Source organism: Chitinophagales bacterium, assembly GCA_019638515.1.
Taxonomy (GTDB): domain Bacteria; phylum Bacteroidota; class Bacteroidia; order Chitinophagales; family LD1; genus UBA7692.
On the sequence record JAHBTS010000005.1, the window covers coordinates 45,876 to 62,109 of the forward strand.

The following is a 16,234-nucleotide window of genomic DNA, read 5'->3' on the forward strand; positions in this document are numbered from 1 at the left end:
ATTGCGTGTTTGGGTTAAAAAATAGACTGTGTAAAATTATTGTCATTTTTTATTATTTAGAATGATTCTAAACAATATATTTGCGGCATAATTATTATTCATGAAGTTGAATTCATTTAAAGTTGGTGTAATTGCATTTTTAATTGTACTGTTTTTAATGCCGTTTGGGCATGCGCTTATGGTACTGAATGAGCGTGTGTTGGTAGAGCATAAGTATTTAGGTGCATTTTCTATTGGTGTGTTGGGTTTAATAATGCTTACGGTAGGAATTGTAAAGAATGAGAAGAATGCATTGGCTACCATACTCGGTTTGCTAGGCGGTATTTTGGTGTGGACCGGGTGGATAGAATTTTCGTTTATGTGGATTGCAGAGAAGCTGGAAATTCCCGGGTTGGTAGAAAACGGAGAAGTGGTTACTAATCCCGAGTATTTGGTAATGATGTCTTCGCTGGGGCTTTTGCTGGCATTTATACTGTTGTTTTTGTTTACGCAAAATCGCTGCACTTTCTTTAACTGGTTTCAGCATGCGTTTAAGTTAAAGAAGCATTTAAAACTTTCGGACGCGCATTTTAAGCCATTGGCAATGATTACGTTTATTGAAACAATTATGCTGCTGTGGACATTCTATATTGTATTGCTTTTGGTGTACGATAAAGATATTGCCGGAGACGACCATCCTGCAACCTACATTGTGGCATTTGGTTCATTGTTTTGGTCGTTTTACTTAATGCTGAAACTTATTAAAATTAGCAAGTTAGATTATGCCATCCGATATGCCATTCCTACCGTAATTATATTTTGGAATTTTGTGGAGGTAATTGGGCGTTGGAATTTGTTTAAAGAAATATGGGTTCATCCATTGGAGCATTGGTTCGAAAACTTGTTGATTCTTGCCATGTTGGTTGGTTTTATAGCCTTCTATTTCTATGAAAACCGGGCGAAAGAAGCCAAGCGCAAGAAGTTGAAAATGGAGGTTGGCTTAGAGTAGCAACTATTGTTTTCTGAACTTTTTTTAATACGCTCCCAGATATTTTCTTGTAAACCATTCTGCTGAAAAGAGCAGCACCAGTAGTGCAAATATCCATTGTAGGTTAATGGCGTTTTCGGTTAAATAAGAATCGTAAATAACTGGCTTTGCGGTATCTAAAGCTAGTATATCGTTGGCGGCAGTTGGCATGGTTTGCAAGGAGTAAGTTTTGCCGTTGTGCTTGGCTGCAAGTTGCATCATGAGTTCGTAATCGGCACGGGTGCGCGCTGTTTCTAATTGCAGTGGGCTAATACTTATCTTACCCGATGCGGTAAATTGTTTTCCACCTAAAGAGGTTTTGGCTGTGTAAGTATAATTGCCAATAGGCAAGTTGCCTGTGTTTAGATTATAGGCGTTTTGTGTGCGTGCAAAGTTAAAGTTGTAGGTATTGCCTTCTGCATGTTTAAGTGTAAGTGCCACATCGGGCTGGTTTACCGCTTCGTAATTGGAATTAAAAAGCTGTGCATCGAAAGTTACTTGTTCGTTTTCATTAAAAATATTTTTAGGAGTGCTTACTCTAAATGGTCGTTTATCGGCTTTGGTACTAAGCAATTGTACTGTTTTGGTAATAATTTCGTTAGTGGCTTGGTGCGATTTGTTTTGAAGAAAATCGTAGAGTCGCCAGCGCCAGATTCCTTCTCCCGCAATGCAACCTTGCTTACTTTCACCTTCTTCATTAAAAGCAATGAGCGGGAAATCGGTGCTTACATGATTTATTTTTTGAAACAAGAATGCGCTGCTGCCCGCAGTAGATTTAAAGTTGCCGAAGGCAACCGATAATGGTGGTAATTTTGAAAGGGCTTCGGTGGTGGAGCTTTGTAAGGTAAAGAGCGAAAATGCTGTATTGAAGTTAGCCGTTACTTCATTTAACTTGTTTCCCGAGGCATTTACATCTATTACGGTTTGCCATTGTTTTAAATCGTTGTATGCTGTTTGGCTTCCTAGAATAAACAATATAGGCTTGTGCAGCTCTTTGGCTTTAGCAAACAAATTGCTGGCTCTATTTTTTACCGATGGCAATTGGTATGCAATAATTAAACTGTAGCCGTTTAGCGGCTCTGCGAAATCGCTTGCGGCAACAGCTTTTACCGAAAAAGATTTGTTGGTTTCAATAGCGGTTTTTAATGCTGCCACATCGGGATGAGGTGAATTAAACACAAGCAGTACTTGCTCTTTATTTTCTAATACCTCAATAAAAATATCGCGCACATTGTTGCGGTAAGTAACTTCACCATCTAAGTGCGAAAGCGAAACACGATAGCGCACTACTCCGGCTTTGGAAGCAGGAAGCAATACATCAAAAGTTTGGAAATTTTGCTGCGAACCCAGCGTTACAATTTTATTGTACCTAAGTATGGCACTTGCCGAGTCTTGAATTTCTTCTATTTTAAGTTCGGTAGTTTTTCCTTGTAGGTTGGTAGCTTCGGTGCTAATTTTTAGTGGAATTTGCTCTGTAATATTGGCTGTTTTGTTGTGGAGTACTTCTGCCAGTTTTAAATCGCGTTGTAATGTAGTATCGCCTAAGGCAACCGTAAAAATATTGGCGTTAAAATCTTGTGTGGTGTAGATAGGATTTTCGCCTTGGTTGTAAATACCATCGCTTACAAGCATTACTGCTCCTAAGTTTCGGTTTAGGAAGCGCTCTTGTATTTCGGTGAGTGCGCTCGATATGTTGGTTGTTTTTCCGTTGTATGCAAAGTTGTTGTTTTCAGAAATGGTGCTGTTGAAATTGTAGTGCAGCACTTCGTATTTTTCAGATAACTTTTTGCTAATTGAATTTAACTGAGATTGCAATAATGCGGAATCGCCTTTAGCAAAGCTGTTGCTAACAGATTCTGAGTTGTCGTTTAGTAAAACAACAATTGGTTTTTGCGTTTTCGAGAACCTCATTTTTAAGAAAGGTCCCATGAGCAAAATGGCAATAATGCTAACGGCTGCAAAACGAAACAGTGCCATTGCTACTATCGCAGCCTGCTTTTTTTGGGCAGCAGCCGCAATCTTCTTTTCTTTAAAATATAACAAAGCAGCATAGCCGGCTCCCAGCAATAAACATAGTGGCAACCAATACCATGCAGCTTCAAAATATATTCCTGTGTTCAATACTTTTTTTTGAGGGAGCGTAAATAGCAAATAGTGCTACAAGATACAAACTGAACTTTATGCAGGTTGTTTGTTTTTTTTATTGTGTAGCTTTAGCAATGCAAGAAGCGTTATGAAAATACTAAGCCGGAGTTGAATTGAATTTTGAGTTGTAGTTATTATAGGAGGAAAATTATCAAGAAGCGCCAGGCATTAGGCTCTTTTTTCAAATTAAGAAACTATTATTGCATAAAACATTAGGGCATGAGTGTTCATAAAGAAATTAAGCGAATTACCACCAATACATTGCATGAGTTTAAGCACGAAGGCGTTAAAATTTCAATGCTTACAGCTTATGATTTTAGTATGGCACGCATTATTGATGCTGCCGGAATAGATGTGATTTTAGTAGGCGATTCTGCAAGTAATGTAATGGCCGGACACGAAACTACATTGCCTATTACGCTGGATCAAATGATATACCATGCTGCTAGCGTGGTGCGTGGTGTGAAACGTGCATTGGTAGTGGTAGATTTACCATTTGGGTATTACCAAGGCAATTCGCGTTTGGCATTGGAAAGCGCCATTAGAATTATGAAAGAGGCAGGAGCACATGCCGTGAAGTTAGAAGGTGGTGCTGAAATTCGCGAGAGCGTGGAGCGTATTCTTACTGCCGGTATTCCTGTAATGGGGCATTTGGGATTAACACCGCAAAGTATCTACAAATTTGGTACTTATACTGTGCGGGCTAAAGAAGAAGCAGAAGCAAAAAAGTTGTTGGAAGATGCTTACCTCTTGGATAAAATTGGCTGCTTTGCTTTAGTGTTGGAAAAAATTCCTGCTGCCTTGGCGCAGAAAGTTTCTAAGAGTATTTCTATTCCAACTATTGGCATTGGCGCAGGAAACGGTACCGATGGACAAGTATTGGTAAGCCACGATTTGTTGGGAATTACACAGGAATTTAAACCTCGTTTTTTAAGGCGCTACCTTAATTTATTTGACGAAATAAAAGAAGCCGTGGAGCATTATGTAGAAGATGTGAAACGTGGCGATTTTCCTAACGAAAACGAACAATACTAATTGCAGTTCCATAACATGATATAGCACAATAAAAAAAGAGATTGGTTTGCGCCAATCTCTTTTTTTATTGATAGAGTATAAACTTTTCCGAAAACGGATGGTGAAATTTGAACTCGTTTCGCACGGTGTTTATATGCGAAATGAAGTTATTGTTATTCAATAAATTTATATTCTTCGTTGCCCTTGGTAAGTGTCATTGTTTTGTCGGCAATGGCTTTGATGTTAAACATGCGTACATTGTTAGATGCATCTACCAATTGTAAATCTTTATTGCTGTTAATGAGTTGCCATTGTCCGGTAGTTTGCTGGTAAACTTGTCCGTTTAGGTTATATGACTCAATAAACGTATTAGACTCTTGAATTTCGAGGCGGTAGTCTTGTTTTTCGGCTTTAAAGCTGTTGGTTTCGTCTTTGTTGTCTTTAATGTAGCTGTTTACTTTGTAAGTGCCTTTTAATTGCTTAATCAATTGGTCTTTAGTGCAAGAGGTTGCCAAAAGTAAAAGGGCGATAATGCCGAAGAAAAGTTTGTTCATGTTTGTTATGTTTTATGCTTTGTTGTTTAAAGTTTCCTCAAAAATACCCGAACTTCTGTTTTTTCTAACATTGTTCCATAAAAAATATTTTCCTTGCATGGCAACATACACTCCGTGTGGTAGTGTTTGAGCAAATGCTAATGCGCTTCCAAGATTAAAAAGTCCATCACTACTTCCAAATTTAATTGGAATAAATGCGCCTGTAAGCACAATTGTTTTGGGTAAATTGGCTTGCCCTAAAACTTGTGCCGTAATTTCCATTGTATCTGTGCCGTGTGTAATTACAATTTGTTCTTGCTCGCTCTTTTTACAAAAGTTGAGGATAGTTTCGCGATCTTCACTATTCATGTCGAGGCTGTCTATCATCATGAGGGTTCTTATTTCAATATCCATACGGCAGCGCCCCAGTTGCAGCAATTCCGGCAAATGCGTATTTTGAAAATACAACTTGCCGTTTATTTCATCATATTCTTTATCGAAAGTGCCTCCGGTTACTAAAATCTTTATTGCCATTGGAATTGCTTATTGTTCGTACTTCCACAAATAGAACTGTTCGTAAACATCGCTCTTTTTTTCGGTGAGCAATTTAGAGAAGTTTTCAAATGAGATTGATGCCAAGTAATATTTTGCAGGATCTATATCTTTCATTAAACTTTGTTGTGCAGCAAAGGCAGCAGTGTATTCGGCAGCGCTAGTTTTATTCTTAAACTGGCGGATGGTGATGAGTTTGTTTTTTTCATCTAAAAGAACCGACTTGGCTGTAAGGCGTAACGTGGCAAATGTTTCGGCATTGAACTTGTTGATGGCGGCAACAGCGGCCATAATTTGGGTTTGTGTTACAGATGGGTCTTTAAAGAAAAGCATTACTAGATGTGGAGCGTCTGCATTAAACACAAAATTGGAAATTACGGTATCTATTTTAGGTTTAGTGGTAGGAGGTGTAGGTGCTATGGTAGTTGCTTGCGCAGGTTTGCTACTGTCTTTGGGAGTAGTGGTTGGTGTGGTTTGTTTTATTGCCGGTGCAGTAGTATTTGTTTTTGATGTGGTATCGCTTTGGGTAATTGTAGTAGGTGTGGTAATAGCAGTGTTTGCGTTGGTGGCTGCCGAAGATGTGCTTGCAGTATCTGCCGGAGGCGGATTTTTGCTGAGGTCTATCATAGGCAAGCCGGAATTATTGAGCGATTCAAGCAGGCCTTCTGCTGTTTTCTTTACATCGGCATCGGTGGTATTGGCAATAAGTTTATTGAGTGCTTGAACGTAGTCTTCCAAACGATTTTGTTTAGCAAGAATAAGCACGTTTAATAACTCAAATTTAGGACGCAATGGGTTGGGGTTAAACTTTACATTGCTGAGTTGTATTTTTTCTGAAGCGGAAGCTAATGCGCCCGATAAAAAATCGTTGTAGGCTCCGGCATAGTAAGTGTCTATTTCGTTTTGGCGTTGTGTTTCTTCTGCCATAAAATTGGCATTGCGCAAAAGTGCTGCAATTTTGCTTTGCGGAAATTCTGAAAGTATCTTGTTTTTATACTCTTCGGCTTTGGTTAGGTTGCTTAAATAGTCTTTGCAGAGTAGATAGCAGTAATAGTAATCTTCTAATAAAAATTGATGTTTAGGAATGCGGGTGTTTAGTTCTTCGAATGTGCGGAGCGATTTTCTGTAGTTTTGCAAATCGTCTTTGTAGATTATTGCTACGTTGTAATAAGCTAATGCCAAGCGGGTTTCAGATTTTTTCATGGCTTCTTCGGTGAGCGGAATGCCTTGTAGTATTTTCTCTTCATCGGTGAGTGGAAGCCCGTCTTTGTTTAACTCTGTTTTTTTATTGTTGGCAGTAGTGTCTTTAGTTTCGCTGGCTGCGGCAGTAGTTTCATCGTTTGTGGAACTGCTGCTCTTATCTTTTCTGCGCCAGTTTTCTTCGTATTTTCTGCTACCCCATTTTTTTATAAAATCGGTATAGCCTTGTGCACGCACAGTTGAATTATAGAAATACCATGTGCTGCCACTGGCTGTGGAATTGGTGTTTTGGTTGGTATTGTTTAGGGGATTGGTTTTGTCGAAATTACTGGTAGGGTTGTTTTTTTCGTCTTGCTTTTTTTGCTCTTCGGCTTCGCGTTGTGCAATAATTTTTTGTGCAAATCGGGTGCGCTCGCTTTCGCTCATGCGGGCAATTTTTTGGAGGCTGTCTTCTTCGTGAATTACGCTCAAATTTTCAACCAACCTTGTAAGCATTTTGTTTTTAAATTCTGTTTGAGTGTAGCGTTTATCGTCTTTACTCATGGCTTGCAAGCAACTGTCGTAGTTGTATTTTGCAGCGGCATACTGCTCTTCTGCAAAGTCAATTTCTGCCAATCTTAAGAAGGTTTGTGCCAGTTGTTCTTTGTTGCTGGTGTTGGCCGTTACTGATTTTCTAAAATATTTTCTTGCTGAAATTTTATCGCTTTCCGAAAGACTTATTTCTCCTAGTTCGTAATAGATTTGATCTAAATACTCTTTGTTCTTTCCATCGCGGCTCATTTTTAGCAATAGCGATTTTATTTCGCTGCTGCCGCCTCCGCTTCTTCGTCCTAAGTTAGCGCGTTTAATTTTTGCATAAAACTCCATGTCGTACGAAGGGCGGGCTTTCAATACGGCTTTATAGCCTTTTGCAGCAGCAGCATAGTTGCCAAGGGCTTCGTTGCATTGTGCTAAAACAAAGGTAGGGCGTGTGCGGGCACGTGGTTTCTTTTTTAATTTTTCGAGTGCTTTTTCGAGTGGCTCTATGGCACCGTTGTAGTTTTGTTGTTTTACATACAAATCTGCTTCGGCAAGCAATAGAGGCAAATCGTAATCTTGGTAAAATTTATTGTCGCTTTTAGCGTATGCCACTACAGCTTCGGCATCAGAAAATTGCTTGGCTGCAGTAAGTGCTTTTACGAGCCACACTATAGATTCGCTGCGTGCAGGGTCGTGAATTTCGAGCTTGCGTTTGGGTCTGTTATCTTGAGCCTTTAATACTTTGGAGCCATCTTTGTTTTTTATTTCCTTGTAAACAGGTTTGTTGGGATCTTTCTTGGGCTTTTTCTTCTTCACAACATCGCTGTATTTCTTTCCTCTATCTTTTTGAATGGTAATATAATCTACACCGTCTTTGTATTTGGTTGAAATATAACGGAAGGTTTGTGCTGCCTTTTCGTAATCGCCTTTCAGGTAGTAAGATTTTCCTATTAAAATAAAATGGTCATCGCTCCAGTTTGAATATGGATGTGCTTGTATGGCTCCGGTGCTGCGTTTTACAATATCATCGCAATCGCTGCTAAAGGCGGCCGTTTCTTTTGCATTGGTATAGGAGAATACGGGAATTACTTCGCGGTAATCGTCTTTATGGTTGGCATCAATGTTTTTAATGGTGGCTTTCCATTTTTCAATTGCATTGTGGTAAGCATTGTAGCGCGAGGTAATATCGTGGTATGCTTGCTTATGAATAGGCGCATGATTGGTGGTTGAACACGATTGTGCCCAAATAGCCAACACCAATAACACAGTGGCAGAATATGGAGAAAAACTAAACTTCACTATTTAAAATACGGCTGCAATAAAACGCAAAAACAGCAATTTATTTTACAGAAAGTTAAAAAAATGAGTTTTAGTGAATCGAAAGTAGAAAATGAATGGAAGTACATGCGTTTTCATACTATCATTGTTTTACACTTTTTGAATAGATACAACTATATAAGATGAATGTTTTTTATTGCCCGGATGCGGTAGTTGGCACAATGGCTCTTTTAAGCGAGCAAGAGGCGCACCATGCCGTTTTGGTGTTGCGGATGAAAGTGGGTGATGATATATATGTATTTAACGGAAACGGAAAGTTGTTTTCCGCTGTAATTGCTTCGGCTACTAAGAAAGAGGTGGCTGTGCATGTAAAGGCTTTGTTACAAGAGCAAACCAGTAATTACTTTTTACATATAGCTATTGCCCCAACCAAGCAAATGGAGCGATTAGAATGGCTGGTAGAAAAAGCTACAGAGTTGGGTGTGAGTAGAATTACACCTGTAATTTGCCAGCGTAGCGAGCGTAAAGAAGTGAAGATAGAGCGGTTGCAAAAGGCTGCAATGGCAGCTTGTAAGCAGTCGAAGCAATTGGTGTTGCCACAAATAGATGAGGCCGTTTTGCTAGAGCAGTTTGTGAAAGCAGATTTGCCGGAGCATAAATTTATGGCATGGTGCGAAGTTGCAACTAATAAAGTGAGCAGTGATGTATTCAGCCACACTTCTGTGGTGTTTTTAATTGGTCCCGAGGGCGATTTTGCATCTTCGGAGGTTACATTAGCCACGCAATATGGCTTTGTGCCATGTTCGCTTGGAGCATCTATACTACGAACCGAAACAGCAGGCGTACTGGTGGCTGCAAAAATGCGGAGGTAGCCCATGCTGTTCTCTTCTCTAAATTCACTACGTTTGAGCGGTGAGTAATTTGGTAACTTATGCCGATGTAATTTTGCCGTTGGCACTGCCAAATGCCTTTACCTACGCTATTCCTGTTGAGTTGGTAGGCTTTGTGCAGCAAGGGCATAGGGTAGTAGTGCCATTTAAAACCAATAAATTATATACGGGGATAGTAGCCTCGGTGCACCATAGCAAGCCAGCAGTAGAGCCGCGTTTAATTGAAACTGTTGCCGATGAAGAACCAATAGTTACCGCATTGCAGTTGCAACATTGGCAGTGGTTGGCAGATTACTATATGTGCAGCATTGGTGAAGTAATGAATGCAGCACTGCCAAGTGGTTTAAAACTAAACAGCGAAACAAAAATTTATTACAACGAGTATTACGATGGCGAGTTTACACATTTAAGCAACGAAGAGTTTTCTATTGTGCAGGCATTGCGGCATAGGCAAGAAATGAGTTTACCCGATGTGCAGGATTTATTGCAAAAGCGCCATGTATATAAGCTACTTCAAAGATTGTTTAACGATGGTATTGCACTTAGCAAAGAGGAACTTTCGCAAAAGTATAAACCGCGGTTCGAAACATTTGTGAGGTTGCACGAACGTTACCGCAACCAAGATGCACAGCAAGAATTGTTTGAAGAATTGCAGCGCGCTCCCAAGCAAGTGGAATTATTGCTTGCATACATACAACTCGGCAGGCAAACTACTTTTATTAAAAAAAGCGACTTACTGAAACTAAGTAAGGTGGATGCAACTGTGCTTAAACGGTTGGTAGAAAAGCAAATTTTTATTGAAATAAAGTCGGAAGTTTCTAGGTTAGGTATTTTGCAAAACGAAGTTGCCGAAAACCATACACTAAGCGATATACAGCAAATAGCTTTTGATAGTATTCTTGAATTGTTTAAAGAAAAGCAAACTGTACTGCTACACGGAGTTACCGGAAGCGGCAAAACAATTATATACACAGAAGCTATACAACAAGTGGTGCGAGAAGGAAAGCAAGCATTGTTTCTTTTGCCCGAAATTGCACTTACTGCTCAGCTAATAAACAGACTGCGGAAATTTTTTGGAAACGAAATAGGTATCTATCACTCTAAATTTAATCTGCACGAGCGTGTAGAAATTTGGCGGAAAGTACTTTCAGGCGAGTATAAAGTTCTTTTGGGAGCACGCTCTGCATTGTTTTTACCTTTTGCAAATTTAGGATTGGTGGTAGTAGATGAAGAGCACGATAGTTCCTATAAACAAACAGAACCTGCACCGCGCTACCAGGCACGCGATAGTGCCATTGTGTTAGCGCAAATGCACCAAGCAAAAGTTATTTTAGGTAGTGCCACTCCTTCGGTTGAAAGTATGTATAACGCCCAAAGAGGCAAGTACGGTTTGGTAGAAATAAATACGCGCTTTGGCAATGCCTCTTTACCAGCCTTTGAAATGGTAAATATGAAAACTGCCCGCAAGCAGCAGGAAGTAAAAGGGAATTTTTCGCAGCAATTGTTAGATGCCATTCTAATGCAGCTTAATGAAAAGAAGCAGACAATTCTGTTCTTGAATAGGCGTGGTTATGCAGAGTTTCAGCAATGTGTTACGTGCGATTATGTGTATATGTGTAAGCATTGCGATGTAAGTCTTACTTATCATAAGCATTTGCATAAGCTGGTATGCCACTATTGCGGATATCAAGAAAAACTCGATACTAAATGTAAAAATTGCGGAAGCGCTACTTTAGAAATAAGCGGAAAAGGAACTGAGCAAATAGAGGAAGAAATTCAAGAGTATTTTCCGGCTGCGCGAGTGGCGCGTTTAGATATAGATTCTTTGAAAACAAAGAATGGTTTTGCAAGTGTTATTGCCGCATTCGAGAATAATGAAATTGACGTTTTGGTAGGCACACAAATGGTGAGTAAAGGATTGGATTTCGATAGGGTTGGTTTGGTAGGAATTATTGATGCCGATAGAATGATTTATCAACCAGGATACCGAAGTGCCGAGCGCGCTTTTCAACTTATCACGCAAGTAAGCGGAAGGGCAGGAAGGAAAGACAACAGCGGCAAAGTAATTATTCAAACCTCCAATCCTTCGCACTATATTTTTGCATTAATTCAACAAGGAGATTTTAAAGCACTTTTTGAAACCGAAGTAGTGGCGCGTCAGCAATTTTTGTATCCGCCATTTACCAAACTTATTCAGATAACAATAAGGGGCATGGAGGTGAAAGCATTGGAGCAGGCTTCGCTTTGGTTAGCCAATACGCTCAAGCGCAGTATTAAAGCGCAAGTGTTGGGACCCTCCATTCCTTTTGTGAGTAAAATAAATAATCGCTATTTAAAAGAATTGCTTATTAAGCCACATGCAGCCACAGGCTCTTTAGCTGTAATGAAAGTGGCAGTAAAAGAAGCTATTATTGAGTTAAAGCAGATAAAGGAGTTTAAGCGTGTAGATGTTTCAATAGATGCAGATGTGTAAATTGCAGTGCTTTATTCAACTTTAGAAACAGTAACCTCTGCATTGGGTTTTAAGAACATAATACCGCTGCTAATAATGGTATCGCCTGCTGTAATTCCTGAAATTACTTGTACGGCATCTTTAGTTCTTATACCTGTTTCAATTGCCACCGGTGTTGCTTTTCCATTTTCGAAACGCATTACTTTTTTGCCCCTTGCTTCGGCAATTACAATGCCGGATGGTATTAAAATGGAATTTTCTGTTTGTATGTTCAGTTTTACTTTAGCAAATGAACCCGGCATTAAATGCTTGGTATTTTCTATTTCGGCTCTCACTTTTATGTTGCGCGAAGCCAAGTCTATCTTAGATTCTGTGGCTATTACTTTTGCCTGAATAGGCGTGGCAATGCCATCTATTTCAAGTTGAACTTGTTTGCCAATTGCCACTACACCTGCATAGCGTTCCGGCACAAAAAAATCTACTCTCAACTTATCGCTATTTACCAAAGTGGCAACGGTTGTGCCTTGTGTAATTACTGCTCCGTTGCTTACGTTGCGCAAGCCGATTTTTCCTGAAAATGGAGCACGAATTTCTGTTTTCTCTATTTGAGCTTGCAGCAATTGTATGTCGGAAATAATATTGTTGAGTTGGTTTAGTGCAATATCGTAATCCTGCTGCCCTACACCATTTATGGCGAGTAGTTTTTTCAGTCGGTCTTCGTTGCGTACAGCTACATCTTTTTGCAGTTGAAGTTTCTTTAGTTGTGCTTGCAATTCGGCATCGTTTATCTTTAGCAGCAATGCGCCTTTACTTACATGTGCGCCTTCATTTATATTTAAGAGTACAATTTTGCCACTTGTTTCGGGTTTTAGTTCTACTTCGTCTAATGCAGTAAGTGTGCCGGTAGCATCAATGGTGCTTTCTACATTTTCTGCTTTGGCAATAATTACAGATACGGGCATAGCTTGCTGCGAGCCGCCCTTGCCCATTGCCATCATACCTCCTTGTGCTTTGGGTGCATTTAGAACTTTGTTGTAAAAAATAATGCCACCAATAAACAGAATAATAGAACCCCAAAAAATCCAAGACTTCATCTGAAAAACTTTTTGCTAACAAAGCTATTTTCAACTATATTTTTGAAGCCAGCTTTGTACCATGTTTTATGGTTGCTGGCGCTAAGTATTGGTATTACAAGCATTGAAGGAAACTTTGAATGAATACAGGTTTTCTTCATTTAACCTGAATTAACATGAATGGCGAGCTTAATGCATGAAAAATTGTTTTTGCCGATACCGCCTAATTTGCTTCTTTCACTTTAGTATAAACGGAATAAACATGAAAAAAGGATTACTTACAGTTGTATGTATATGGATGGTGGTTGTGAGTTTTGCGCAGCCGGGTTTGTATTTTAATGTTGCAGGAGGTTATAGTATGCCGGCTTTGCAGCAAACCCAGCAGGCAATTACTTTTCAGCCTAATGGTACCGATCCGGCAGGGAGTACTATTATTCCACTTATTAACCAAAATATTAGCGATAGTGCCAGTTTAAAATTTAAGTCAAATGCTTATCAAGGGTATTCTACCGGAGGGATATTTAGTTTTAGTGCGGGTTATTTCATAAATCCGTATGTAGGATTTGAATTTGGTATGACCACTATTGTGCCTCAAAAAAGTAGAGGTACTTCTATTTATGATGATAATGTAGTGTTGGGTCCCAAGGTGCGGATAAATTCAACCACATGGTCTCATGGCATAAGTACTAGTATTTCTGCAAGGTTTAATGCTTGTAAGCCAAGTGCCAAAGTAGTGCCTTATGGTCGCTTTGCAATTGTGTTGCCGGTTTGGGGAACTACGGTGCATGAATTAGATATTCAAAGTACTGATTTTTTGAAAACAAAGATGCCGGCATCGGCTCAAATCCGCACCGAAACGAAATCGGTTGTTTCTGTTGGTTTTAATGCTTCGGCAGGTGTGGGCTATAACATTACAAAATGGGTTAGAATATTTGGTGAAGTGGCAGGGCAGTATCTTTTTGTGCGCTCGGGTACTACAACTATTACCAAGTACAATCTTACGTTTAATGGCGAAACCAATGATATGATTCCTACTTACAGTACTTTTAGTAAGGTTACGGAATTTGTAGATAGATTGGATGAAAACAGCAATACCACTGCATTTGGTAAAACAAGAAAGGTGCCTAACTCAACTAATAATGTAAATGAAGATGCTCCTCGTCAGGAATTGCGCAGGGCTGCCAATTTTAGTGCGTTTAGTTTTAATGTTGGTTTAACTTTTACCATAGATAATAGACTGCTTAAAAAGAAAAAGAACCGGCAGCCGGTGCCGGTTCATCCTTAAACTGAAGTAATGTGTGTTGGTGCTGTTTATTTCATAAACAACATTTCTCTGTATTTTGGAAGTGGCCAAACAGAATCGTCCACTAAGCCTTCGATAGCATCTATTTCTGCTCTTAATGTTTCTATGGCAGGTTTTACTTTGTCGCAGTAGTACTTAGCTTCATCTGCCGTAGATTTTACTTTGTGTGCGTTTGCCAATGCTGTATTTAGCTTATCTACGTTTGTTTTAATTGTATTGATTTTTTCTGCAATAGATGTTACCAATTCTTTTTGCGCTTTGCTTACGGTTGCAGGTGCGCCAACTGCTTTTAAACCTTGTACGTTGGTAATGAGTTTATTTGAATACTCCAATGCTGCAGGTATAATTTGGTTTATTGCAATATCGGCTAAAGTATCGGCTTCGATGTCTATTTTTACAACATATTTATGGTTTTCAACTTCATAGCGAGCTTCTATTTCGCGCTCATTAAGGATATTGTTTTTGATATACAAGTCCTTGTATTTTTTCACCTTTAAAAAGTCGAGTGCATAAGGAGTTGTTTTCACATTGCTTAAGCCGCGTTTTTTAGCCTCTTTTTCCCATGCTTCGCTGTAGCCGTCTCCTTCAAAGCAAATCTTTTTGCTATCGGTAATGTATTGGCGAATAACGCGCATAATAGCACCTTCTTTGCTTTCGCCATCTTTCATTAGTTTATCTACTTCGGCTTTAAAATCGGTAAGCTGTTGGCCCATAATAGTGTTCATTACAGCCATGTTGGAAGCGCAGTTTGCCGATGAACCCACAGCGCGTATTTCAAACTTATTGCCTGTGAATGCAAAAGGAGAAGTTCTGTTTCTGTCGGTATTGTCGAGCAATACATCCGGTATTTTATTGTGGATGTCTAATTTTAAGGAAGCGTTTGCCAGTTCATCGTATTTTCCTTTGGCAACCCGTTTTTCAATTTCATTTAAAACATTGGTCATGTAAGAGCCAATGAATGCAGAAATAATTGCCGGAGGAGCTTCGTTGGCGCCTAAGCGGTGGTCGTTGCTGGCAGATGCAATAGATGTGCGTATTAAATCGCCATATTCGCTTACGGCTTTCAATACGTTTACAAAAAACGTAAGGAATAGTAAGTTGGTTTTAGGTGTTTTGCCCGGGCTGAGGAGGTTTTTTCCGGTATCGGTGCTCATGCTCCAGTTGTTGTGTTTGCCGCTTCCGTTTATGCCTGCAAATGGTTTTTCGTGAAGTAGCACACGCAATTTATGTCTGCGAGCTACGCGCTCCATTAAATCCATAAGCAATTGGTTGTGGTCTACGGCTACGCTTACTTCTTCAAACATTGGAGCACATTCAAATTGAGATGGTGCTACTTCGTTGTGCCGTGCGCGAAGCGGTATGCCTAATTTGTGGCATTCTACTTCTAAATCGAGCATGTAAGCATATACTCTTTCAGGAATGCTGCCAAAATAATGGTCTTCTAATTGTTGTCCTTTAGCAGATGATGCACCCAGTAAGGTTCTGCCTGTTGCCATTAAGTCTGGGCGGGCATAAAATAATGCTTCATCTATTAAGAAATATTCTTGTTCCCAACCTAATGTTGCAGTAACTTTAGTTACATCTTTATCGAAAAGGTGTACTACAGGTAATGCTGCTTTTTCAAGGAATGCGGTGCTTTTTAGAAGTGGTGCTTTATAGTCGAGTGTTTCGCCAGTGTATGAAATGAAAATAGTTGGAATGCAAAGTGTTTTGCCGTCTCCAATTTCCATAATGAATGCCGGTGAAGTTGGATCCCAAGCTGTATAACCTCTTGCCTCAAAAGTTGCACGAATACCACCACTTGGAAATGAAGAAGCATCGGGTTCTTGCTGTACCAATGCATCTGCACCAAATACTTCAATGGCATCTTCTCCTTTTGGCGTAAAGAACATTTCGTGTTTCTCGGCAGTTAAATCTGTAAGTGGTTGAAACCAGTGTGTGTAAGAGTTTGCACCTTTTTTAATAGCCCAAACTTTCATGCCTGCGGCAACGGCATCTGCCATTTCACGGCTAATTTTGCTACCTGTGCGGGTTGCTTCTTTTACTGCTTTGTAGGCGTCATCGCTCAGGTATTCGCGCATGGCTTTATCGTTGAATACGTTGGTGCCATAATACTCTGAAACTTTACTTCCTTCTAAGCGCGGTTTTACCGACTCGCGATTTACTACTGTTTCTACAGCTTTTTTTCTGTTTGTGAACATTTTTTGTTGTTTTTTTGCGGTGCAAATCTACTTTTCTAATGAAAATCCCAAAATTTTATTTTTATTTC

General features: G+C 39.6%; 11 protein-coding genes. 5 read left to right on the forward strand and 6 right to left on the reverse strand.

Features of this window, described 5'->3' with window-relative positions; translation table 11 throughout:
• Positions 1 to 100: 100 nt before the first annotated feature.
• Complete coding sequence (locus KF872_09880; protein MBX2903853.1) at positions 101 to 988, forward strand: hypothetical protein; 888 nt, start codon at positions 101 to 103, stop codon at positions 986 to 988.
• Between the two features lie 24 nt (positions 989 to 1,012).
• Here KF872_09880 and KF872_09885 read toward each other — a convergent pair whose 3' ends face one another.
• Positions 1,013 to 3,127 (reverse strand): hypothetical protein, encoded by a 2,115-nt coding sequence (locus KF872_09885; GenBank protein MBX2903854.1) that lies wholly within the window; start codon positions 3,125 to 3,127, stop codon positions 1,013 to 1,015.
• 243 nt (positions 3,128 to 3,370) lie between these two features.
• On the opposite strand from KF872_09885, the gene panB reads away from it, so the two are divergent.
• Positions 3,371 to 4,186: a 3-methyl-2-oxobutanoate hydroxymethyltransferase gene (panB, locus tag KF872_09890; protein ID MBX2903855.1), complete on the forward strand. Its 816-nt coding sequence runs from the start codon at positions 3,371 to 3,373 to the stop codon at positions 4,184 to 4,186.
• Between the two features lie 152 nt (positions 4,187 to 4,338).
• Here the strand turns inward: panB and KF872_09895 are convergent, their stop codons facing one another.
• Genes KF872_09895 through KF872_09905 form a run of 3 tightly spaced genes read right to left on the reverse strand, consistent with a single transcriptional unit; the run spans position 4,339 to position 8,268 of the window.
• Positions 4,339 to 4,719: a lipocalin family protein gene (locus tag KF872_09895; protein MBX2903856.1), complete on the reverse strand. Its 381-nt coding sequence runs from the start codon at positions 4,717 to 4,719 to the stop codon at positions 4,339 to 4,341.
• A 12-nt stretch (positions 4,720 to 4,731) separates the two neighbouring features.
• The gene (locus KF872_09900; protein ID MBX2903857.1) at positions 4,732 to 5,232 is read right to left on the reverse strand and encodes an asparaginase; all 501 of its coding nucleotides are present in this window, start codon (positions 5,230 to 5,232) and stop codon (positions 4,732 to 4,734) included.
• A gap of 9 nt (positions 5,233 to 5,241) precedes the next feature.
• Positions 5,242 to 8,268, reverse strand: coding sequence for a hypothetical protein (locus KF872_09905; GenBank protein MBX2903858.1), 3,027 nt, complete (start codon positions 8,266 to 8,268; stop codon positions 5,242 to 5,244).
• A 161-nt stretch (positions 8,269 to 8,429) separates the two neighbouring features.
• On the opposite strand from KF872_09905, the gene KF872_09910 reads away from it, so the two are divergent.
• Both KF872_09910 and priA read left to right on the forward strand, forming a co-directional pair.
• Positions 8,430 to 9,119 carry a 16S rRNA (uracil(1498)-N(3))-methyltransferase gene (locus KF872_09910; GenBank protein MBX2903859.1) on the forward strand — a complete coding sequence of 230 codons (690 nt, stop codon included), beginning with the start codon at positions 8,430 to 8,432 and terminating at the stop codon, positions 9,117 to 9,119.
• A gap of 40 nt (positions 9,120 to 9,159) precedes the next feature.
• Positions 9,160 to 11,610 (forward strand): primosomal protein N', encoded by a 2,451-nt coding sequence (gene priA / locus KF872_09915; GenBank protein MBX2903860.1) that lies wholly within the window; start codon positions 9,160 to 9,162, stop codon positions 11,608 to 11,610.
• A gap of 11 nt (positions 11,611 to 11,621) precedes the next feature.
• Here the strand turns inward: priA and KF872_09920 are convergent, their stop codons facing one another.
• Positions 11,622 to 12,683, reverse strand: coding sequence for an efflux RND transporter periplasmic adaptor subunit (locus KF872_09920; GenBank protein MBX2903861.1), 1,062 nt, complete (start codon positions 12,681 to 12,683; stop codon positions 11,622 to 11,624).
• Between the two features lie 241 nt (positions 12,684 to 12,924).
• Between KF872_09920 and KF872_09925 the strand changes: the two genes are divergently transcribed.
• Positions 12,925 to 13,947: a hypothetical protein gene (locus tag KF872_09925; protein MBX2903862.1), complete on the forward strand. Its 1,023-nt coding sequence runs from the start codon at positions 12,925 to 12,927 to the stop codon at positions 13,945 to 13,947.
• A 26-nt stretch (positions 13,948 to 13,973) separates the two neighbouring features.
• Here the strand turns inward: KF872_09925 and KF872_09930 are convergent, their stop codons facing one another.
• Entirely contained in the window at positions 13,974 to 16,166 is a 2,193-nt protein-coding gene (locus KF872_09930; GenBank protein ID MBX2903863.1) for a glutamine synthetase III, read from the reverse strand.
• Positions 16,167 to 16,234 lie beyond the last annotated feature (68 nt).

What these genes read in the sequence shown, in the direction of transcription:
- KF872_09930 (MBX2903863.1), bottom strand. Translation starts at nt 16,166, where the DNA reads ATGTTCACAAACAGAAAAAAAGCTGTAGAAACAGTAGTAAATCGCGAG.
- KF872_09910 (MBX2903859.1), top strand. Translation starts at nt 8,430, where the DNA reads ATGAATGTTTTTTATTGCCCGGATGCGGTAGTTGGCACAATGGCTCTT.
- panB (MBX2903855.1), top strand. Translation starts at nt 3,371, where the DNA reads ATGAGTGTTCATAAAGAAATTAAGCGAATTACCACCAATACATTGCAT.
- KF872_09920 (MBX2903861.1), bottom strand. Translation starts at nt 12,683, where the DNA reads ATGAAGTCTTGGATTTTTTGGGGTTCTATTATTCTGTTTATTGGTGGC.
- KF872_09900 (MBX2903857.1), bottom strand. Translation starts at nt 5,232, where the DNA reads ATGGCAATAAAGATTTTAGTAACCGGAGGCACTTTCGATAAAGAATAT.
- KF872_09880 (MBX2903853.1), top strand. Translation starts at nt 101, where the DNA reads ATGAAGTTGAATTCATTTAAAGTTGGTGTAATTGCATTTTTAATTGTA.
- KF872_09925 (MBX2903862.1), top strand. Translation starts at nt 12,925, where the DNA reads ATGAAAAAAGGATTACTTACAGTTGTATGTATATGGATGGTGGTTGTG.
- KF872_09895 (MBX2903856.1), bottom strand. Translation starts at nt 4,719, where the DNA reads ATGAACAAACTTTTCTTCGGCATTATCGCCCTTTTACTTTTGGCAACC.